Here is a 20,147-nt window from a genome sequence, read left to right on the forward strand (position 1 = left end):
GGGGAGCGAGCACCTTCCTCCGCAGCCCGCGCCACCCTCGAGCCCGCTCGAGCAGCGCCCGCGCACGACGTCCGCACCGACCGACGACTGGAGGATTCCGATGGCCAAGGTCGTCCTGGTCACGGGGGTGTCCCGCTACCTCGGTGGCCTCTACGCCCGCAGGCTCTCGACGGATCCGTCGATCGAGCGCATCCTCGGTGTCGACGTCGTGCCGCCCAAGCACTCCATCGGCCGGGCTGAGTTCGTGCGCGCCGACATCCGCAACCCGATGATCGGGCGCATCATGACGCAGGCCGAGGTCGACACGGTGGTGCACATGAACGTCATCGCGACGCCCAAGGACTCCGGCGGTCGGGTGACGCAGAAGGAGATCAACGTCATCGGCACGATGCAGCTGCTCGCCGCGTGCCAGAAGTCCGAGTCGGTCTCGCGGCTCGTCGTGAAGTCCTCCGCTGCCGTCTACGGCTCCTCGCCCCGCGACCCGGCGATGTTCAGCGAGGACATGAACCCCAAGACCCTGCCGCGGACCGGCTTCGGCAAGGACTCCGTCGAGGTCGAGGGCTACGTCCGGGGCTTCTCGCGGCGCCGGCCCGACGTCGAGATCACGATGCTGCGCCTGGCCAACGTCGTGGGACCGAGCATCCACACGGCCATCACCGACTACTTCTCGCTGCCCCTCGTGCCGATCCCGCTCGGTTACGACGCCCGTTTCCAGTTCATCCACGAGGACGACGCCACCGCGGCCATGATCCTCGCGACCACCGGGCCGCCCGCCGGGATCGTCAACGTCGCCGGCGACGGTTTCCTCACCGTGACCCAGTGCACCGCCATCGCCCGGCGCCCCGTCGTCCCGGTGCCGCTCTCGGCCGCCGGGCTCATCGGCAACATCGTCCGGCGCAGCGGCTTCGCCGACTTCTCCTCCGACCAGCTGACCATCCTCGCCTTCGGCCGCGGGCTCGACACGACCCGGATGCGCTCCGTCCTCGAGTTCGAGCCGGCCTTCACCACGCGAGAGGCGTTCGAGGACTACGCGCGTCACCTGCGGCCCGCCGTCCCCGGCGTCGAAGGTGTCGGCGAGGTCGTCAGCGACGCCGCCGGCGGCACCGCCGCAGCCCTCTCCCGCGTCTTCGACAGGATCCAGCCGTGAGCGCCGACCCGAGCAAGGCCGCCGACTCGACGACGTCCGGCGAGACCGAGACGACGAAGGCCACGTCCGCCCCGTCGACCTCCACGACGGGAGCACCGAAGCCGACCGCGACGAAGCCAGCGAGAACGAAGCCGGCGAGAACGAAGCCGACGAAGGCGAAGTCCGCGAAGCCGACCAAGACGAAGACGACGAAGACTCCGAAGACGGCGTCGAGGACCGCGCCGGCCACGAAGGCCGCCGAGTCGGCCACGGTCACGAGCGACAGGCCTGCCGCGACCTCGGGCCGTCCCGCCCGGGGTGCCTTCGCGGCCGGAGCGGCCCGGGCGTCGGGCGAGCGCCGGCGCCGCGCGGGAACGCCCCTCGTCCCCACCGCGCCGGTCGAGGTGAGCCCCGCGCGACGTCTCGCGACCAGGGCGGGCGCCGACACCGTCGCCGACGACGTCATCGAGGCAGCGGTGACCGAGGGCCCGACCGAGCCCGAGTCCCGCCCCGCCCGGACACCGTCGAGCCCATCCGCGCGCGACGAGGTCGCGAGCGAGCAGGCCGACGCCGTCGGCTCCGCCGCGCCCACCGAGACCAGCGAGCCCGACCAGCCCGACGAGGCCTTCGAGGTCGCCGACATCACGGAGCCCGGAGACCCCGCCGACACCCTGCCCGCCGAGCCGACCCCGCCCCGGACGAGGCCGAGCCGCGCGTCGATGCGTTCGCCCCGTCGCCCGGGCCCGGGGGAGCCCGCCCGGCTGCGCGCCGTCCCGCCCGTCGAGGAGGTCCCCCAGCGCAGCGTCCGCTCCGAGACCGAGCCGGAGACACGGCATACGCCCGCTGGAGACGGGGGTGGCTGGGAGCACGCGCTGACGTCGGGGCTTCAGTCGCGGGCCGAGAAGCTCGTCGGCGCGGTGCTCGACGGGGCCGAGCTCAGCTCGGAGTCCCGTCCGGGCCCGGCCGAGCTCGTCGAGCTCGCCGTCAACGTGCTGCGCGCCGCCGCCACCTCGGCCGGGGTGCCCGCCGAGGAGGTCGAGCGCCAGGTCGCCGAGACCCTCGCCTACCTCCGGCGCCGGCTCACGGGCGACTACGTCGTCGACGAGTTCGGCTTCGACGAGGACTACACCGTCAATGTCCACCTGCCGCTGCTGCGACCGCTCTACCGCTCGTGGTTCCGGGTCGAGGTGCGCGGCATCGAGAACATCCCCGACGTCGGCGGAGCGCTCGTCGTCGGCAACCACTCCGGCACCATCGCGATGGACTCCCTCATGACGCAGGTGGCCGTCTACGACGAGCACCCGCGCAACCGGCACCTGCGGATGCTCGGCGCCGACCTCGTCTTCCAGATGCCCTTCATCGGCACCATGGCCCGTCGCTCGGGCACGACCCTTGCGGCCAACTCCGACGCCGAGCGCCTCCTGAGCAGCGGCTCCCTCGTCGGCGTCTGGCCAGAGGGCTTCAAGGGTGTCGGCAAGCCGTTCAGCGAGCGCTACAAGCTGCAGCGCTTCGGCCGCGGCGGGTTCGTCTCGGCCGCCCTGCGCGCGGGCGTGCCGATCGTGCCGGTGTCGATCGTCGGGGCCGAGGAGATCTATCCGATCCTCGGCAACATGCCCGCCGTCGCCCGGCTGCTCGGGCTGCCCTACGCCCCGATCACGCCCACCTTCCCGCTGCTCGGCCCGCTCGGCATGGTGCCGCTGCCGAGCAAGTGGCTCATCGAGTTCGGGCCGCCCATCGAGACGACGAGCTTCGGGCCCGAGGCCGCCGACGACCCCATGCTCGTCTTCGACCTCACCGACCAGGTGCGCGAGACGATCCAGCAGACGCTCTACAGCCTGCTCATGCAGCGCAAGTCCGTCTTCCTCTGACCGGCGCCCGCCCGTGACCGCCGGTCGCGGGCGTCACCGCGAGCGGACCGACACGGGCCCAGGTCAGGGCAGGATCTTCGTCGGCAGCGGCAACGGGACCGTGGGGACGCCGAGGGTCACCGACGGCAGCGGGACCGTCGCGCCGGGAAGCGTGACGCCACCGCCGCCGACCCCGATCGTCGAGGACGTGACACCGACCCCCGGCAGGCTGACCGTGACACCGGGGAGCGTGACCCCGCCGCTACCGACGCCCACGGACGAGCTCGTCACCCCGACGCCAGGCAGGTTGATCGTGCCGCCCGGGAGGGTGACGCGGCCGGTGACGGTGACGCCGGGCACGGAGACGCCGGGCCCGGGCACGCCGCCCGGGACGGTCGCGGAGACCACCGGGGGCCGTGGTGCCGAACCGGTGGGCCGTGGGGTCGTCGTGGCCCCCGGTCGCGACGACGCCGGGCCCGGGGCGGGCGTGCCGCTCACCGCGCTGCTGGGCCGGACCGCACCGGGCAGTCGTGCCAGGGTCTGACGGGCCTGGGTGGCCCGGTCGCCGCAGACGCTGCAGGCAGCCATTTCCCTCAGGGTGGCCACCTGGCCCGCCCCGAGCAGGTCGCGCAGACGCTGCCAGGACGCGAGCGAGTCGGCAGGCACCCGCGGTCGCATCGCGTCGACCTGCGGGATCGCGCGGGTGTAGAAGTCGGCCAGCTCGGTCAACGCCTCAGGGCGGTGCTCGGTGCGGTAGACCTCCATGAGGATGGTCTGCGCGCGACCGGTCGCGTCCGTCGCGGCGTCGTAGGCCGTGTCGAGATCGTGCGGTGACGGCGACCCGCCGTCGATGAGGTCGCGCGCGTCGGCGATGTGCTCCTGCGCCTGGGCGAGGTAGGTCAGGCCCTCGTCGTAGCGGGAGCCCGCCAGCTGGACGGCGGCGCGGTCGAGCAGCTGCTTGACGCCGTAGAGGGCGTCGCCGGGCACGGCCGAGCGGGACGCGAAGCCGAGGGCACCGCCGATGACGAGGATGCTGGCGGCCGCGGCGGCGATGAACTTCAGCGGTCGCGCCGCGACACGGAGGATCGACACGGTGCCGCCGTCGCGCGGACCGTCTCCGGGTGCATCTGCTCGGGCGGGGCCGTCCTCGTCGCGGTCGACCCGGTCGGGGAGCGCGAGGGGGACGAGGGGCGTGACCGCGGTGGCATCGTCGGCCAGCAGCCGGGCGCGCAGGTCGGAGACGAACTCGGCCCGCGGCGCCAGGCCGGCCTGGTCGACGGCCTGCACGGCGTGCAGCACCGCGACGAGCTCGAGGATGCCGGGCTCGGAGACCTGCTCGCCCTCGAGGGCACGCTGGAGGAGCTCGCCGTCGGCGTTCGCACCGATGTCCATGTCCCTCCTCCGTCTCTCGCGTCCGTCGGTCCGTCGTGCTGGGTTGCTGGCTGGTCGTGCCGTCAGGGCGTGTCGAACGTCCTCGCCCGACCCGGCGGCCCCGGCCGAGACGACACGGCACGGCATACGACACGTGGTGCGGCGAGGGGTGGGTGGTGCGGGTCGTTCGTCAGGGGCCGGAGCACCGCCATCGCTGCCACCCCGCCGCCTGCGTTCACACGTCCCACGGTCGCGCCGGTCAGCGCGCCGAGCGTCGGTCCGGGCGCACACGCACCGTCCCTACGCCATGAGAACGACGAGGGTGCCGGTGGGGTTACGCGCATCACAGCTCGACTCCTTCGAGAGCCTTGCGCAGGGCCCGGGTCGCCCGCAGCTGGAGCTGCTTCACGGCTCCCTCGGACTTGTCGAGGACCTTCGCCGTGTCGGCGAGGCTGAGACCCTGGAGGAAGCGCAGGGTGATGCACTCGGCCTGGTCGGGGCCGAGCTCCTTGATCGCCGAGACGAGGCGCTCGTCGCGCAGCCGCGTCAGCACCTCGGTGTCGGGGGCGTCGACCCGCTGGTCGGCGTCACGCATGTCGGCGGTCGCCACCTCGAACCGGAACTTCGCCGACTTCACGTGGTCGGCGATGAGGTTGCGCGCGATGGTGACGAACCACGCCGCGATGTCCTTGCCCTGCCACGTGAACGAGTCGATCCGGCGCATCGCCCGGAGGAAGGTCTCGGACGTGAGGTCCTCGGCGAGCGCGCGGTTCGCGACCCGGACGAGCACGTAGCGGAAGACCGTGTCGACGTAGACGTCGTAGAGCTGCGCGAAGGCCTCCTTGTCGCCACCTTGGGCGAGCTCGACGAGGGCAGCGATGCGGGCCTGCTCGTCGGCGTCGCGCTCCGGGTGCCGTCGCCAGCCGGCAGCGCCTGGGGAGCCCAGGGAGCCCGGGGAGCCCGGGGAGGTGCGGGTCAGACCGCCGCCCTCGGCGCCCGCGTCGGCCAGGGCCGACCAGATCGCGTCGAGCGCCGAGCGCCACGTCGGCAGGGCGTATGCCGTGGGCGCGAGGATCGCCGGGACCGTGCCCGGGAGCGCCGGGCAGGCAGGCGTCATCGACGCCCGCCCCGGGGTCGTTCCCGGTGCGAGGACAGGTGGGGGCCGACGACCCGACGTCCTGTTCGCGCGCATTGTGGACAGTCTGTCGGAACGCGCCCGCGCATGGGACCCCGGTGACGTTTTGTGGTGCACCCGACGTCCGGCGCCGTGAGCGTGCCTACAGTGGACGGCATGACGAGCGAGCAGCCCCTCGACGCTCCAGACGCTCCCGCGGTCCCGGCTGCCGGAGTCCCGGCTGCCGGGGTCCCACCGCGGGTCGTCCTCCTCGGGCGCGCCGGATGCCACCTGTGCGACGAGGCGCGCGCCGTCGTCGAGCGGGTGGCGGGCGAGCTCGGCGTGACCTGGCAGGAGCAGTCCGTCGATGACGACCCGGAGCTGCTGCGGCGCTACGCCGAGCAGATCCCGGTGACGTTCGTCGACGGGAGGCGCCACGACTTCTGGCGGGTCGACGAGGCACGCCTGCGCGCCGCGCTCCGGTGACCTGCCTCACCGGTGCATCCCATGCCGTGGTAGGCCGTCGAAGTCAACTTTGTGCATGGGTTCACAAACGTCTAGCCTGATCGGGTCCCCACGTGCTCCGCGTGTGGCAGAACGCCTCGTTCGAGAGGAGCCGGTGAGCAAGAGTGTCCGCCGACCCAGCACTGCGTCGCGAGATCCCCGACGCAACCGTCGCGCGGCTTCCCGAGTACCTCCGAACGCTCTCGCGCCTCGCTGAGGACGGCGTCCTGTCGGTCTCGTCGGAAGAGCTCGCGGCCGAGGTCGGAGTGCGCTCCGCGCAGCTGCGCAAGGACCTCAGCCACCTCGGCTCCTACGGGGTCCGCGGCGTCGGCTACGACGTCGAGACGCTCGCTCTCGAGATCTCCCGCGCCCTCGGCCTGACCGAGGACTGGCCCGTCGCCATCGTCGGGATGGGCAACCTCGGGCACGCGCTCGCCTCCTACTCCGGCTTCGTCACCAAGGGCTTCCGCATCGTCGGTCTCTACGACGATGACCCCGCCCTCGCCGACGAGAAGATCGTCGGGGTGGCGATCCGCCCCCTCGCCGAGCTCACCGAGCACCACGCCGTCGACCCCATCGCCATCGGCGTCATCGCGACGCCCGCGCCGGCTGCGCAGGCCGTCTGCGACGCCCTCGTCGGCGCAGGCATCAGCTCGATCCTCAACTTCGCGCCCGCCGTGCTCTCGGTCCCGAGCGGCGTGGACGTACGCCGGGTCGACCTCTCGACCGAGCTGCAGATCCTCGCCTTCCACGCCCAGCGCAAGTCGCTGGCCGCGGGCGACCTCCGGGCGGCGGTGGCCGCCCCATGAGCCTTCTCGTCATCGGCCTGTCCCACCACACCGCCCCGCTGTCGGTGCTCGAGGCGCTCTCCGAGCGCCCCGGCCGCGCCGAGGCCATCGCCGCCTCCGTGCTCAGCTCGGCCACGGCCACCGAAGCCGTCGTGCTCTCCACGTGCAACCGCCTCGAGGTCTACGCGTCGGTGCCCGCCTTCCACCCCGCCGTCGCCGCCATCGGTGAGGCGCTCGCCCTCGCTGCCGGCGTCGAGGAGCCCGAGGCCGGGCGCCGGGTCGCCGACCTGCCCCCGGGCGACCCGGCCGACGCCCTCGCCGCCCGCGCCGAGGCCCTCGCCGAACACCTGTACGTGCGCTACGACGACGCCGCCATCGCGCACGCCTTCACCGTCGCCTGCGGGCTCGACTCGATGGCCGTCGGCGAGGCCCAGATCCTCGGTCAGATGCGCGACGCGCTCGCCGGGGCCCAGGGCCGCGGTCAGGTGGGGGAGTCGCTCAACGCGCTCTTCCAGGGCGCCCTGCGCGTCGGCAAGCGCGCCCACACCGAGACCGACATCGACCAGCACAGCGTCTCGCTCGTGCAGATCGCGCTCGAGGAGGCCGCCGCCGTCCTCGGCCCGCTCGAGGCCGTCTCCTCCGCCGTCGTCGGGGCCGGTGGCATGAGCGGCCTCGCCGCCGCGACCGTCGCACGCCAGGGCATCGGGTCCCTCACCATCGTCAACCGCACACCCGAGCGTGCTGAGCGCCTCGCGGTGACGACGTCCGGCGTGGCCCGTCCCTGGGACAACCTGGCCGAGGTCCTCGCCGCGAGCGACCTCGTCATCACCTGCACCGGAGCGGTCGGCCACGTCATCACGGCCGACATGCTGGCTGCCAGCGCGAGTCGCCGCGGGGGGCGACCCCAGGTCGTCGTCGACCTCGCCCTCCCGCGCGACGTCGAGCCCGTCGTGTCCTGGCCCCACGCCGTCCCGGGCGTCTCGCTCATCGACCTCCAGTCGCTGGGGCTCCTGCTCGAGGGTCGCGCCGACACCTCCCAGGTCGTCCGTGTGCGCGAGCTCGTCACCGGTGAGGTCGCCGACTACCTGACGCGCCGCATGGAGAAGTCCGTGGCGCCCACCGTCGCCGCCCTGCGCGCCCGCGCCGCCGCGCTCGTCGCGACCGAGATGGAGCGGCTCGACCAGCGGCTGCCCGGCCTCGACGAGGCCACCCGTGCGGAGGTCGGCCTCGCCGTGCACCGCATCGTCGAGAAGCTGCTCCACACGCCGACCATGCGGGTCAAGGAGTTCGCGATGGAGGGCAGCGGCGACGACTACGCCGCCGCCCTGCGCGAGCTCTTCGACCTCGAGCCCAAGGATGTCGCCAACGTGTCCACGCCCCCGCAGCGGGCCCAGCCATGACCGCCCTGCGTCTCGGCACGCGCCGATCGGCCCTCGCCACCACCCAGTCCCGCTGGGTGGCCGCCCGGCTGCGCGAGGCCGGCCACGAGGTCGAGCTCGTCGAGATCACGACGGAGGGCGACGTCTCGGGTGAGCTGCTCACCGCGATCGGTGGCACCGGCGTCTTTGCCGCGGCCATCCGACGTGCTCTGCTCGACGGTCGCATCGACGTCGCCGTGCACTCGCTCAAGGACCTCCCGACAGCACCTGAACCGGGTCTCCTCGTTGCCGCGGTCCCAGTCCGCGAGGACAGCCGCGACGTGCTCGTGGCGCGCGACGGGCTGACGCTCGGCGAGCTGCCCGCGGGCTCCGTCGTCGGCACCGGCTCGCCGCGTCGCACCGCCCAGATCGCAGCGCTCGGGCTCGGCATCGAGATCCGTCCGATCCGCGGAAACGTCGACACCAGGATCGGATTCGTCTCCTCCGGTGCGCTCGACGCAGTCGTGCTCGCGCGCGCCGGACTCGCCCGGCTCGGCCGTCTCGACGAGGCCACCGAGGTCATCGACCCGATCCAGGTGCTGCCGGCGCCCGGTCAGGGCGCCCTCGCCGTCGAGTGCCGGTCCGACCGCGACGACGTCGTGGCCGCCGTGTCCGTGCTCGAGGACCCCGACACGCGGGCCTGCGTCGAGGCCGAGCGCTCGCTGCTCGCGACGCTCGAGGCCGGATGCACCGCACCCGTGGGGGCGCTCGCCGAGGTCGTCGAGGGCGACGACGGCCTCGAGCTGTCGCTGCGCGCCTTCGCCGGCGCGGAGGACGGCTCGGTCGAGCTGCGCCGCTCGCTCGTCGGGCCCTACGACGAGCCGGCGGTTCTCGGCTCGCGCCTGGCCCGGATCCTGCTGGAGGACGGCGCCGCCGACCTCCAGGTCGCCACGTCAGCTGGACCTGCCCCAGACCACGCCCCACACCAACCGGAGCAAGTTTCGTGACTCCTTCTCGCCAGCCGTCAGAGCAGACGGACTCGACTCCCACCCACGCGACGACGCCGGCGTGTGTCGCCTTCGTCGGCTCCGGACCGGGCGACCCCGGCCTCATGACGCTGCGCGGCCGCGACCTGCTCGCCGCCGCTGACGTCGTGGTCCTCGACAGGATCGCCCGCGACGACGTCGTCCTCGAGCACGCCCGCCCCGACGTCGAGATCATCGACGCCGGCCACGGCGAGCAGGGCCAGGAGCTCACCCACGCGGTGCGCGCCAAGCTCGTCGTCAAGGCCGCGAAGTCGGTCGCCCCCGGCGGCCTCGTCGTGCGCCTCATGGACGGTGACCCCGCGACCTTCAACGGCCTCGTCGAGGAGGTGCGTGCCTGCCGCAAGGCCGGCATCACCTACGACGTCGTGCCGGGGGTGTCGGCGCTCACCGCCGGGCCGACGTATGCCGGGGTGCCTCTGACGTCGAAGTCGACCGGGGCGGTCCACGTCGTCGGGGTCGACCGTTCCTGCGTCGACTGGTCCGCCTACGCCGCCGACACCGACACCCTCGTGCTGCTCGGCGGCACCGAAGGCATCCGCGCCGCCCTCGCCGCGCTGCGCGCTGCGGGACGTCCGTCGGACGCCCTCGTGGCGCTGACGGCATACGGCACCACCGTGCGCCAGTCCTCCGTCGCGACGACCCTCGGCGACGCCGACGGGGTCTTCGGTGGCAAGGAGCCGCTGCAGGTGTCGCTCGCCGTCGTGTCTCCCAACGTCGGCCTGCGTGACGAGTTCTCGTGGTTCGAGTCCAAGCCGCTCTTCGGCTGGAAGGTGCTCGTGCCGCGCACGCAGGCCCAGGCCGGCTCCATGGTCGACCGGCTTGCCGGCTACGGCGCCACGGCCGACGTCGTGCCGACCATCTCCGTCGAACCGCCGCGCACGCCGCAGCAGATGGAGAAGGCCGTCAAGGGCCTCGTCACCGGACGCTACGAGTGGGTCGGGTTCACGTCGGTCAACGCCGTGCGCGCCGTGCGCGAGCGCTTCGAGGAGTTCGGGCTCGACGCCCGGGCCTTCGCCGGCCTCAAGGTCGCCGCGGTCGGTGGCGTCACCGCCGCTGCTCTCCGCGAGTGGGGCATCAACCCCGACCTCGTGCCCGCGGGCGAGCAGTCCGCTGCCGGCCTGCTCGAGTCGTGGCCCGAGTTCGACGAGGTCCTCGACCCGATCAACCGCGTGCTGCTGCCCCGCGCCGACATCGCGACCGAGACGCTCGTCGCCGGTCTGCGCGACATGGGCTGGGAGGTCGACGACGTCACCGCCTACCGGACGGTGCGGGCCGCCCCACCGGCCGCGTCGATCCGAGACGCCATCAAGGGCGGTGACTACGACGCCGTCCTCTTCACGTCGAGCTCGACGGTGCGCAACCTCGTCGGCATCGCCGGAAAGCCCCACGCCGCGACGGTCGTCGCGTGCATCGGGCCGGCCACGGCCAAGACGGCGCAGGAGCACGGCCTCCGGGTCGACGTCCTCGCGCCCGAGGCCTCGGCCCTCAGCCTCGTCGACGCGCTCGCCGGCCACGGCGTCGGGCTCGCCGTCGCTGCGGCCGAGGCGGGTCAGCCGGTGCAGCGTCCCAGCGACAAGCGTCCGGCCTCGCGCCGCCGCGCCCGCTGAGACGGGGCCCCGGTGATCGAGCGTCCCCGTCGCCTGCGCCAGACCTCCGTCCTGCGATCCCTCGTCGCCGAGACCCGGCTGCACCCGCGGGACCTCGTGCTGCCCGTCTTCGTCGGCGAAGGTCTGACGGAGCCGCGCCCGATCACGAGCATGCCGGGCGTCGACCAGCACACGCTCGAGAGCGTCGTCGACGTCGCCCACCGCTGCGTCGCGGCCGGACTCGGCGGGATCATGCTCTTCGGCGTGCCACAGGAGAAGGACGCGACGGGCTCGGGCGCCATCGACCCCGACGGCATCCTCAACGTCGCGTTGCGCGCCGTCCGCGACGCCGTCGGTGACGACCTCGTCGTCATGGCCGACACGTGCCTCGACGAGTTCACCGACCACGGGCACTGCGGTGTGCTCGACGAGCACGGTCGCGTCGACAACGACGCCACCAACCTCCTCTACGCCGAGATGGCCGTCGCGCAGGCTCGCGCAGGCGCCCACGTCGTGGCGCCCTCCGGGATGATGGACGGGCAGGTCGCCGTCATCCGTGAGGCGCTCGACGCCGAGGGCCTCACCGACACCGTGATCCTCGCCTACTCCGCCAAGTACGCCTCGGCCTTCTTCGGCCCCTTCCGCGAGGCCGTCCAGTCGAGCCTGCAGGGCGACCGCCGCACGTACCAGCAGGACCCCGCCAACATCGTCGAGTCCCTCCGCGAGATCGACCTCGACATCGCCGAGGGCGCCGACATGGTGATGGTCAAGCCGGCGATGTCCTACCTCGACGTCGTCGCGGCCGCGGCCGAGCGGGCATCGGTGCCGGTCGTGGCCTACCAGGTGTCGGGCGAGTACTCCATGATCCACGCGGCTGCGGCGAACGGCTGGATCGACCTCCGGGCCGCCGCGATCGAGTCCCTCACCTCGATCCGCCGCGCCGGTGCTCAGGTCGTGCTGACGTACTTCGCGCTCGACGTGACCGAATGGACCGCCTGACACCACTACCATCTGTGCAATCTCAGGAGGTTGACATGTCAGGTACAGGGGACGACGGGGTGCGGTGGCTCAGTGACGCCGAACAGGCGTCGTGGCGAGCCGTCCTGCGCGGCACGAGGCTGCTCGAGCGTGCGCTCGACGACGCGCTCGGCGACGCCGGTCTGCAGCTGAGCGAGTACGAGATCATCTCGATGCTCTCCGAGAGCCCGAACCACCGGCTACGGATGTCCGAGCTCGCGGCCATGGTCGTGCAGTCGCGCAGCCGGCTGACGCACACCGCGAAGCGGCTCGAGGACCGCGGCTGGGTGACGCGCGAGCAGTGCTCCGACGACAAGCGCGGCGTCGAGCTCGTCCTGACCACCGGTGGTCTGGCCGCCGTCGGCGACATCGCGCGCGTCCACGTGCAGAGCGTGCGTGCCAATCTCGTCGACATCATGACCCCGACGCAGTTCACGGCGATCGGCGACGCCATGGCCATCGTGCGTGACCACCTCGACCCCGACGGCACGAGCGGCCACTGACGACCCGGCGGTCCGCGCACCCAGCATCGGTTGAGAGACTGGGTGCATGAGCTCGCAGCCCGTCACCGTCCAGACGACCACCGACGCCCCGGCGTCCGCCGCGCTCCTGGCACGGGCCAGCGAGGTGATCCCCGGTGGGGTCAACTCGCCGGTGCGCGCCTTCCGGGCGGTCGGTGGCACGCCGCGCTTCATGGCGAGCGGGGCCGGTCCATGGCTCACTGACGCCGACGGCAAGAGCTACGTCGACCTCATCTGCTCGTGGGGCCCGATGATCCTGGGCCACGCGCATCCCGACGTCCTCGCGGCCGTGACCGAGGCGGCGGCTCGCGGCTTCTCGTTCGGCACGCCGAGCGAGAACGAGGTGCGCCTGGCCGAGGAGATCGTCCGGCGGGTCGATCCCGTCGAGCAGGTCCGCCTCGTCAACTCCGGCACCGAGGCGACGATGTCGGCCATCCGCCTCGCCCGCGGGTTCACCGGCCGCGACGTCGTCGTCAAGTTCGCCGGCTGCTACCACGGTCACGTCGACGCCCTCCTCGCCTCGGCGGGATCGGGTGTCGCGACCTTCGCCCTCCCGGACTCGGCCGGCGTCCCGCGCTCGAGCGCCCGCGAGACGATCGTCCTGCCCTACAACGACGTCCCGGCCGTCGAGGCCGCCTTCGCCGAGCGCGGACACGAGATCGCCGCCGTCATCACCGAGGCCGCGGCCGGCAACATGGGCGTCGTCCCGCCCGCTCCCGGCTTCACCGAGGCACTGCTCCGCGTCACCAGGGGTCACGGCGCTCTGCTCGTCTCCGACGAGGTGATGACCGGCTTCCGGTGCAGCGACTCAGGCTTTTACGGCCTCGAGGGCCCTTATGCCGCAGGGACGCCCGACCTGTTCACCTTCGGCAAGGTGATGGGCGGCGGCTTCCCGACTGCGGCCTTCGGCGGTCGTGCCGATGTCATGGCGCTCCTCGCTCCGCAAGGGCCCGTCTACCAGGCCGGCACGCTGTCCGGCAACCCTGTCGCCTCCGCCGCTGGTCTCGCGACGCTCCAGGGCTGCACGCCCGCCGTGTACGAGCGCCTCGACGTCGTGTCGCACACGATCGCCGACGCCGTCGCGAGCGAGCTCTCCGCGGCCTCGGTGCCGCACACGATCCAGTGGGCCGGCTCGATGTTCTCCGTCTTCTTCCGCGACGGGGCCGTCGCGAACTACGACGACGCCAAGGACCAGGACACCGACGCCTTCCGCCGGTTCTTCCACTCGATGCTGAGCCAGGGCGTGCACCTGCCGCCGAGCGCCTTCGAGTCGTGGTTCGTCTCGGCCTCGCACGACGACGAGGCCGTCGACCACGTGCTGGCCGCCCTACCGGCCGCGGCCCGCGCGGCTGCCTCCGTGGACTGAGCGCGCGGACTGACCCGGCGCCACCCTTCACGCAACACCGGTTCGAGGTGGTCGCGGCCGCCAACGGCCAGCCGCGATCACTCGAACCGGCGTGGGGGAGGGCGCGTCACGGCATACGCCGGCGGGGGATTGTGGGCTCGACCCACGAGGAGGACGCTGGTCGGTGACGGCGGCGCCGTCGGGGTGCCGCCCCGACCGAGGGAGGTGGGGTCGTGCACGCACGCTCCACGACGGTCCTGGGCCGTCCCGGCATGATCGAGAGCGGCATCGCACACGTGCAGGACGTGGTGATGCCGCAGGTCAGGGCGATGGACGGCTGCGTCGGCCTGTCCATGGTCGCCGACCGTGTCAGCGGCCAGTGCATCGTCACGACGGCATGGCGCGACGAGGCCGCGATGCGCGCCACCGCCGACACCGTCGTCCCCTTGCGTCGCCAGGCCGCCGACCTGCTCGGCGGTGAGGCCACCGTCGAGGAGTGGGAGATCGCCTACCTCCACCGGGACCACCGCGTCGCCGACGGCTGCGCCGCCCGGGTGACGTGGACCGAGGGCGACCCGGCCATGGTCGACCGGATGCTCGACGCCTTCCGGATGGGCATCATGCCGCGGGTCGAGCAGCTCGAGGGCTTCTGCAGCGCCAGCCTCTTCGTCGACCGTGCCTCCGGCCGGGCGTGCGTCACCGCGACGTACGACTCACTGCAGGCGATGATGGCGACCCGCAACGCGGCGATGGGCCTGCGGGCCGACCTCGTGCAGGAGACCGGCATGCGGATCACCCAGATCGGCGAGTTCTCCATCGCCATCGCGCACCTCGACGTACCCGAGCTCGTCTGACGCCGGTCGTCCCGGCTCTAGTGGACGGCGGCGAGGAGCACCCCGACGCCGACGAAGAGACCGCCGAAGACGCGGTTGAGGGTGCGCTGGCCCGACTCGCGCTGGGTCAGCCGCCCCAGCCCGCGTGCCGCCGCGGCGAAGAAGAACCACATGACGATGACGTCGATGGCGATCACCGTCGCGGCGAGCACGGCGTACTGCGGTAGCAGAGGCTGCTCCGGCCGGATGAACTGCGGCGTGAACGCGAGGAAGAAGACGACGGCCTTCGGGTTGGTGAGGTTGACGAGCAGCCCGCGGCGGAACATCGACCACACCGGCTCGCGCTGCACCTCACCCACCCGTGCCGCCGCGGCACGCGACCGGAACTGTCGGACCCCGAGGTGGACGAGGTACGCGGCGCCGGCGAACCGGATGACGGTGAAGAGCACCGGTGAGCCCGCGACGAGGACGCCGACACCGGCGGCCACGACGGCGATGTGGGTGAGCAGCGCGACCTGCTGGCCGAGGATGCCCCAGATCGAGCGGGTCCAGCCGGACCCGAGCGAGTTCGCCATCGTGTTGATGGCGCCGGCCCCGGGGGTGAAGGAGATGAGCGCGCCCGTCGCGACGAGCGTCAGCCAGAGTGACCACGACACGTCACGGAGTGTAGGGCCGCCACCCCTCCCGGGCGCCGGTCGTCCCAACGACGGCGTGACCTCGGCCACGGGTGCCCGAGACCTCCACCGACGGCGTACGCGTGGGGCCACGTCGGCGGGGCCCGGCTGGGTGTCGCCGCACGTCACAGGGGGTGCACAGGCTCGGGTGCGGATTCGGTCCTGAGCACGACGTTTGAGAGACTGTCGCCCATGGGTGAGAGCACGAGCGGGGTGGCGCCGGGCGCCGACGACCTCACGGTCGTGCACCTCATGCGACACGGTGAGGTCCACAACCCCGACGGCGTGCTCTACGGGCGCCTCGACGGCTTCCACCTCTCCGACCTCGGCCAGGAGATGGCGCGCCTCGTCGCGGCTCACCTCCAGGTCAACGACATCACGTATGTCGTCGCCTCACCGCTCGAACGCGCGCAGGAGACTGCGGCTCCCATCGCGGCCGACCACGGCGTCGAGATCGCCACCGACGTGCGCGTCATCGAGTCCGAGAACCAGTTCGAGGGCCGGTCGGTCGGGCCCTTGGACCTGCTCCACCCACGCAACTGGCACCTCTTCCGCGACATCACGAAGCCCTCGTGGGGCGAGCCCTACGAGGACATCGCGACCCGCATGCTCGCAGCCGTGGCCGACGCGCGCGACGCCGCTCGCGGGCACGAGGCCGTCGTCGTCAGCCACCAGCTACCGGTCTGGACCGTGCGCAACAAGCTCGAGGGACGGCGGCTCTGGCACGACCCGCGCAAGCGCGAGTGCACGCTCGCCTCGCTGACGTCGCTGACCTACCGCGGCGACGAGCTCGCGTCGATCACGTACTCCGAACCGGCTGCGGAGCTGCTCGCGAGGGCGAGCAAGAGCGTGGGCGCCTGATGGACCACCTCGACCGACGCACCGCACTGCGGTGGGGCGCCGTCGCCATGGCCGGGGGCCTCGTGACGTTCGCTGCCGCCTGCTCGTCCGACCCGAACTCCGTTGCGGACCAGGCCCGCTCGGGTGACCGCAAGGGCTACGTCGCGGGTGACGGCTCCATCGAGCAGCTGCCCTCCACTGACCGTGGCGAGCCGGTGAAGCTGGCCGGCACGACCCTCGAGGGCAAGGCGTGGAGCAGCGCCGAGCGCGCCGGCACCGTACTCGTCGTCAACGTCTGGGGCTCGTGGTGCCCGCCCTGCATCGAGGAGACGCCCGCGTTGCAGAAGGCATGGGAGACCGTGCAGGCGAAGGGCAAGAAGGTCGACTTCATCGGCCTCGACAAGCTCGAGGGACCCGAGACGGGGCTCGCCTTCCAGACGGCCAAGGCGGTGACCTACCCCTCGCTGGCCTACGAAGGCGGCCTCCCGATCCTCGCCCTCCAGGGCAAGGCCTCGGCCACCCCGACGACGCTCGTGCTCGACCAGCAGGCCCGCATCGCGGCCCGAGTCTCCGGTCCTGTCTCCACGACGACCCTGCTCGGCCTCATCGACGACGTCCTCGCCGAGAAGGCCTGAGGTCCTCGTGGGTACCGAGCTCGCCTCCGGGTCACTCCTCGCCGCGGGGCTCGTCGCCCTCGTGGCCGGGTTCGTCTCGTTCGCCTCACCGTGCGTGCTTCCCCTCGTGCCCGGATTCCTCGGCTACGTCACCGGTCTGTCCGACGTAGCGCTCGAGAAGCGGTCGCGCGGCCGGCTCGTCGTGGGGGCGCTCCTCTTCGTCCTGGGGTTCACGGTCGTCTTCCTCATCGCGGCGGCCGCCGTCTCGGCCGTCGGCCTCGCCTTCAGGGAGCACCAGAGCGCGCTGCTGCGCGTCGGCGGTGCCGTGGTCCTGCTCATGGGTCTGCTCTTCCTCGGGCTCGGCCGGTCGTATGCCGCCCCGGTGAGCTGGCGACCGCGTGCCGGACTCGCGGGGGCGCCCTTGCTCGGCGCCGCCTTCGCCATCGGCTGGTCGCCGTGCATGGGCCCGACGCTCGGGGCCATCCAGGCCATGGCCGCCCCGATCTCGGCCGAGTCCGGCTCGATCGGACGCGGCCTCGCGCTGGCAGCCGTCTACTCGATCGGACTGGGTCTGCCGTTCGTGCTCATGGCGGCCCTGTGGGAACGCGCCGGCACGGCGAGCGACTGGCTGCGCCGGCACCGCCGCGCCCTCCAGAACGTCGGCGGACTGCTCCTCGTCGCGGTGGGCCTGCTCATGCTGACCGGGGTCTGGGAGGATGTCATCGTCTGGCTCCAGGTGCGGCTCGTCAACGGCTTCCAGGTGGCGATCTGACATGAGCACCGACACCAACCCCGCCACCGAGAGCACCGAGAGCACCCAGAGCACCGGGAGCACCGGGAGCGCTGAGAAGGGGGCGCCGGGCGCGAAGCCCACGTCGGGCGCGCCGGGCGGCGACGGCCTACGCACGGGGATGCGTCCCGACCGGCAGGAGCCGGTGCTGCCGACCCTCGGCGCGGTCGGGATGCTCCGCTGGGGCTGGCGGCAGCTGACGAGCATGCGCACGGCGCTCTTCCTGCTCCTGCTGCTCTCCATCGCCGCAGTCCCGGGCTCGATCTTCCCGCAGCGCAACATCGACGCCGGCCGGGTCGCCGACTACATCGCCCAGAACCCGACGAGCTCCCCGTGGCTCGACAAGCTCGGCTTCTTCGACGTCTACGCGTCACCGTGGTTCTCGGCGATCTACCTGCTGCTCTTCGTCTCCCTCGTCGGCTGCATCGTGCCGCGCACGAAGGTGCACCTGTCGGCCCTGCGCTCGCGGCCCCCGCGCGCTCCCGCCCGGCTCAGGCGCCTCGACGAGCACGCCGAGATCACGACGACCCTCTCACCCGATGAAGCACTGGCGGCCGCGCGAGCCGTGTTGAGGCGTAAGCGGTTCCGGTTGCACTCGCACGACGCGACGAGCGTCTCCGCCGAGTCCGGCTACCTCCGCGAGACCGGCAACCTGCTCTTCCACCTGGCCCTGACCGGCATCATCATCGGCATGGCGGTCGGCCACCTGCTCGGCTGGCGCGGCGACATCATCCTCGCCGAGGGCGACACGTTCGCGTCGTCCGCGGGCACCTACAACACGATCTCGCCCGGCCCGTGGGTCGACACCGAGACGCTGCCGCCCTTCGTGCTCAAGCTCGACCAGCTGCACGTCGAGTTCAACGAGACGCCCGGCCGCTCGTTCGGCACGCCGCGCCTCTTCGACGCGCAGACGACGCTGCAGAGCTCGCCCGGCGCCCCGAAGAACAGCGAGAACGTCTCGGTCAACCACCCGATCACCGTCGACGGCGCCGACATCTTCCTGCTCGGCAACGGCTACACGCCCGTCATCACGGTCAAGGACGCCCAGGGCTCCGTGCTCTACCGCGAGGCGACGCCGTTCCTGCCGCAGGACGGCAACTACCGCTCGGTCGGTGTCATCAAGGTGCCGTCGGCCTCGCCGAAGCAGCTCGGCTTCACCGGCTTCTTCCTGCCGACCGCCGAGCCGACCTTCACCAACGGGCCGGTGTCGATCTTCCCCGACACCAACAACCCCGAGGTGGCGCTCTCGGTCTGGGAGGGCAACCTCTTCCCGGGCGGCGCTCCGCAGTCGGTCTACACGCTCAACACCGACGAGATGAAGCAGGTGACCAAGGCCGACGGCTCGCCCGCCCTCATCCGCCTCAAGCCGGGCCAGACCTACCAGCTCCCGGGCGACCGCGGCTCGATCACCTTCGACAGCGTCAAGCGCTTCGCCGGCCTCTCGGTGCGCACCGACCCCGGCGCACCGATCAGCCTCGTCAGCGCGATCCTCGCGACGCTCGGCCTCATCCTCGGTCTCACGATCAAGCGCCGCCGCGTCTTCGTCCGCGTGCGCCCGGCCCCCGCGGGCGACGGCCCCGACGGCCCCGACCGCGGCACGCTCGACAGCCCTGCCGGCGCCGACGGGCGACCGGCTACCGTGGTCACCATCGGTGGCCTCTCGAAGGACTCCGACCCCGGGCTCGCCGCGATCGTCACCGCGATCACGACCGGCGTGCACGACCGCCTTGCAGAACGGACCGACCGCTCGTGAACCTCGCAGCCAATGCCAACGCCGCGCTCTACGCGTCGATGATCGTCTACACGCTCGCCATGCTCGCCTTCACCTGGCACCTGGCGGCGCGAGCACCCACGGTGGCCGACTCGAAGGCCGTCGCCGAGGTCGCCGCCAACGAGCGCGAGGACGTCCTCGTCGGTTCCGGCGCACCCACTCCGACCGAGCGCCGCCCCGCGACGCCTGGAGCCGGCGCGAAGCGCCGGAATGCGGCCGGGCCGGGTTTCGAGGAGAGCCTCAAGAGCCGCCAGCGCGGCAGCATCGCCCTGATGCTCACCTACCTCGCCTCGGCGCTGCTCGTCGCGTCGGTGCTCATGCGCGGCCTCGCCGTAGGCCGCCCGCCGTGGGGCAACATGTTCGAGTTCGCGACGGCCGCCGCCGCGGCCGTCGGGGCCACCTACAGCGTGCTCGCCAAGCGCAACAACTGGCAGTGGCTCGGGGTCTTCATCGTCACGCCCATCCTGCTCGTGCTCGGTCTCGCGCTGACGGTGCTCTACACGGAGGCCGGCGAGCTCATGCCGGCCCTCAAGTCCTACTGGCTCGGCATCCACGTCACGGTGGCCTTCCTCGCCGTCGCCTTCTTCACGCTGGCCTTCGCGGTCGGCCTGCTCTACCTCGTGCGCCTGCGCCGCGAGGAGAAGCCGCCGGCCAAGCCCACCTTCATCGAGTCGCTGCCGTCGTCCGCCTCGCTCGAGCGGACGGCATACAGCCTCAACATGGTCGCCTTCATCCTCTGGACGTTCACGCTCATCGCGGGAGCCATCTGGGCCAAGCAGGCCTGGGGCGCCTACTGGCAGTGGGACCCCAAGGAGGTCTGGACCTTCGTCATCTGGACGGTCTACGCCGCCTACATGCACAGCCGCGCCACGGCCGGGGTCGACCACCGCAAGTCGATGTACATCGCGCTCGCGGGCTACGTCGCCGTCATCATCAACTTCACGCTGGTCAACCTCGTCTCGACCTTCGTCGGCATGCACAACTACTCGGGCATGTGACGGT

19 protein-coding genes are annotated in these 20,147 nt (G+C 72.3%); 16 read left to right on the plus strand and 3 right to left on the minus strand.

Going from position 1 to position 20,147, the window contains the following annotated elements; genetic code table 11:
• Positions 1–100: 100 nt before the first annotated feature.
• Together NR112_RS07785 and NR112_RS22860 are read left to right on the plus strand one after the other, a co-directional pair.
• Positions 101–1,147 (plus strand): NAD-dependent epimerase/dehydratase family protein, encoded by a 1,047-nt coding sequence (locus tag NR112_RS07785; RefSeq protein WP_256793424.1) that lies wholly within the window; start codon positions 101–103, stop codon positions 1,145–1,147.
• Positions 1,144–2,994 (plus strand): lysophospholipid acyltransferase family protein, encoded by a 1,851-nt coding sequence (locus NR112_RS22860; protein WP_256793425.1) that lies wholly within the window; start codon positions 1,144–1,146, stop codon positions 2,992–2,994. The genes NR112_RS07785 and NR112_RS22860 overlap by 4 nt, the downstream gene beginning before the upstream one ends.
• 63 nt (positions 2,995–3,057) lie before the next feature.
• Here NR112_RS22860 and NR112_RS07795 read toward each other — a convergent pair whose 3' ends face one another.
• On the minus strand, positions 3,058–4,365 hold the full coding sequence (locus NR112_RS07795) for a DUF5667 domain-containing protein (protein ID WP_256793426.1): 1,308 nt from the start codon (positions 4,363–4,365) through the stop codon (positions 3,058–3,060).
• A gap of 322 nt (positions 4,366–4,687) precedes the next feature.
• Complete coding sequence (locus NR112_RS07800; RefSeq protein ID WP_256793427.1) at positions 4,688–5,461, minus strand: RNA polymerase sigma factor; 774 nt, start codon at positions 5,459–5,461, stop codon at positions 4,688–4,690.
• Positions 5,462–5,635: 174 nt separating this feature from the next.
• Between NR112_RS07800 and NR112_RS07805 the strand changes: the two genes are divergently transcribed.
• The 9 genes from NR112_RS07805 (at position 5,636) to NR112_RS07845 (ending at position 14,477) form a co-directional block, all read left to right on the plus strand.
• On the plus strand, positions 5,636–5,944 hold the full coding sequence (locus NR112_RS07805; protein WP_306216923.1) for a glutaredoxin family protein: 309 nt from the start codon (positions 5,636–5,638) through the stop codon (positions 5,942–5,944).
• Positions 5,945–6,087: 143 nt separating this feature from the next.
• The gene (locus NR112_RS07810; protein ID WP_256793429.1) at positions 6,088–6,771 is read left to right on the plus strand and encodes a redox-sensing transcriptional repressor Rex; all 684 of its coding nucleotides are present in this window, start codon (positions 6,088–6,090) and stop codon (positions 6,769–6,771) included.
• Positions 6,768–8,150: a glutamyl-tRNA reductase gene (hemA, locus tag NR112_RS07815; RefSeq protein WP_256793430.1), complete on the plus strand. Its 1,383-nt coding sequence runs from the start codon at positions 6,768–6,770 to the stop codon at positions 8,148–8,150. Before NR112_RS07810 ends, hemA begins: the two co-directional genes overlap by 4 nt.
• Positions 8,147–9,115, plus strand: coding sequence for a hydroxymethylbilane synthase (hemC, locus tag NR112_RS07820; RefSeq protein ID WP_256793431.1), 969 nt, complete (start codon positions 8,147–8,149; stop codon positions 9,113–9,115). The genes hemA and hemC overlap by 4 nt, the downstream gene beginning before the upstream one ends.
• On the plus strand, positions 9,112–10,761 hold the full coding sequence (locus tag NR112_RS07825) for a uroporphyrinogen-III synthase (RefSeq protein WP_256793432.1): 1,650 nt from the start codon (positions 9,112–9,114) through the stop codon (positions 10,759–10,761). The genes hemC and NR112_RS07825 overlap by 4 nt, the downstream gene beginning before the upstream one ends.
• Before the next feature lie 12 nt (positions 10,762–10,773).
• Positions 10,774–11,739, plus strand: a complete 966-nt coding sequence (gene hemB / locus NR112_RS07830; RefSeq protein ID WP_256793433.1) for a porphobilinogen synthase — start codon at positions 10,774–10,776, stop codon at positions 11,737–11,739.
• A 35-nt stretch (positions 11,740–11,774) separates the two neighbouring features.
• The gene (locus tag NR112_RS07835) at positions 11,775–12,260 is read left to right on the plus strand and encodes a MarR family winged helix-turn-helix transcriptional regulator (RefSeq protein ID WP_256793434.1); all 486 of its coding nucleotides are present in this window, start codon (positions 11,775–11,777) and stop codon (positions 12,258–12,260) included.
• A gap of 46 nt (positions 12,261–12,306) precedes the next feature.
• The gene (gene hemL, locus NR112_RS07840) at positions 12,307–13,644 is read left to right on the plus strand and encodes a glutamate-1-semialdehyde 2,1-aminomutase (RefSeq protein ID WP_256793436.1); all 1,338 of its coding nucleotides are present in this window, start codon (positions 12,307–12,309) and stop codon (positions 13,642–13,644) included.
• A gap of 212 nt (positions 13,645–13,856) precedes the next feature.
• On the plus strand, positions 13,857–14,477 hold the full coding sequence (locus NR112_RS07845) for a hypothetical protein (protein WP_256793437.1): 621 nt from the start codon (positions 13,857–13,859) through the stop codon (positions 14,475–14,477).
• A 17-nt stretch (positions 14,478–14,494) separates the two neighbouring features.
• Here NR112_RS07845 and NR112_RS07850 read toward each other — a convergent pair whose 3' ends face one another.
• Positions 14,495–15,112: a LysE family transporter gene (locus NR112_RS07850; RefSeq protein WP_256793438.1), complete on the minus strand. Its 618-nt coding sequence runs from the start codon at positions 15,110–15,112 to the stop codon at positions 14,495–14,497.
• A 210-nt stretch (positions 15,113–15,322) separates the two neighbouring features.
• On the opposite strand from NR112_RS07850, the gene NR112_RS07855 reads away from it, so the two are divergent.
• The 5 genes from NR112_RS07855 to ccsB are packed head-to-tail and all read left to right on the plus strand — an operon-like array spanning position 15,323 to position 20,143.
• Positions 15,323–15,991 (plus strand): histidine phosphatase family protein, encoded by a 669-nt coding sequence (locus NR112_RS07855; protein ID WP_256793439.1) that lies wholly within the window; start codon positions 15,323–15,325, stop codon positions 15,989–15,991.
• Complete coding sequence (locus tag NR112_RS07860) at positions 15,991–16,605, plus strand: TlpA disulfide reductase family protein (RefSeq protein WP_256793440.1); 615 nt, start codon at positions 15,991–15,993, stop codon at positions 16,603–16,605. Before NR112_RS07855 ends, NR112_RS07860 begins: the two co-directional genes overlap by 1 nt.
• A 7-nt stretch (positions 16,606–16,612) precedes the next feature.
• Positions 16,613–17,356 carry a cytochrome c biogenesis CcdA family protein gene (locus NR112_RS07865; protein WP_256793441.1) on the plus strand — a complete coding sequence of 248 codons (744 nt, stop codon included), beginning with the start codon at positions 16,613–16,615 and terminating at the stop codon, positions 17,354–17,356.
• 1 nt (position 17,357) lies between these two features.
• Positions 17,358–19,127, plus strand: a complete 1,770-nt coding sequence (locus tag NR112_RS07870) for a cytochrome c biogenesis protein ResB (protein WP_256793442.1) — start codon at positions 17,358–17,360, stop codon at positions 19,125–19,127.
• Entirely contained in the window at positions 19,124–20,143 is a 1,020-nt protein-coding gene (ccsB, locus tag NR112_RS07875) for a c-type cytochrome biogenesis protein CcsB (RefSeq protein ID WP_256793443.1), read from the plus strand. Before NR112_RS07870 ends, ccsB begins: the two co-directional genes overlap by 4 nt.
• The last annotated feature ends 4 nt before the right edge of the window (positions 20,144–20,147 follow it).

Origin of the sequence: Terrabacter sp. Ter38 (assembly GCF_024519435.1) — a bacterium.
GTDB lineage: Bacteria > Actinomycetota > Actinomycetes > Actinomycetales > Dermatophilaceae > Terrabacter.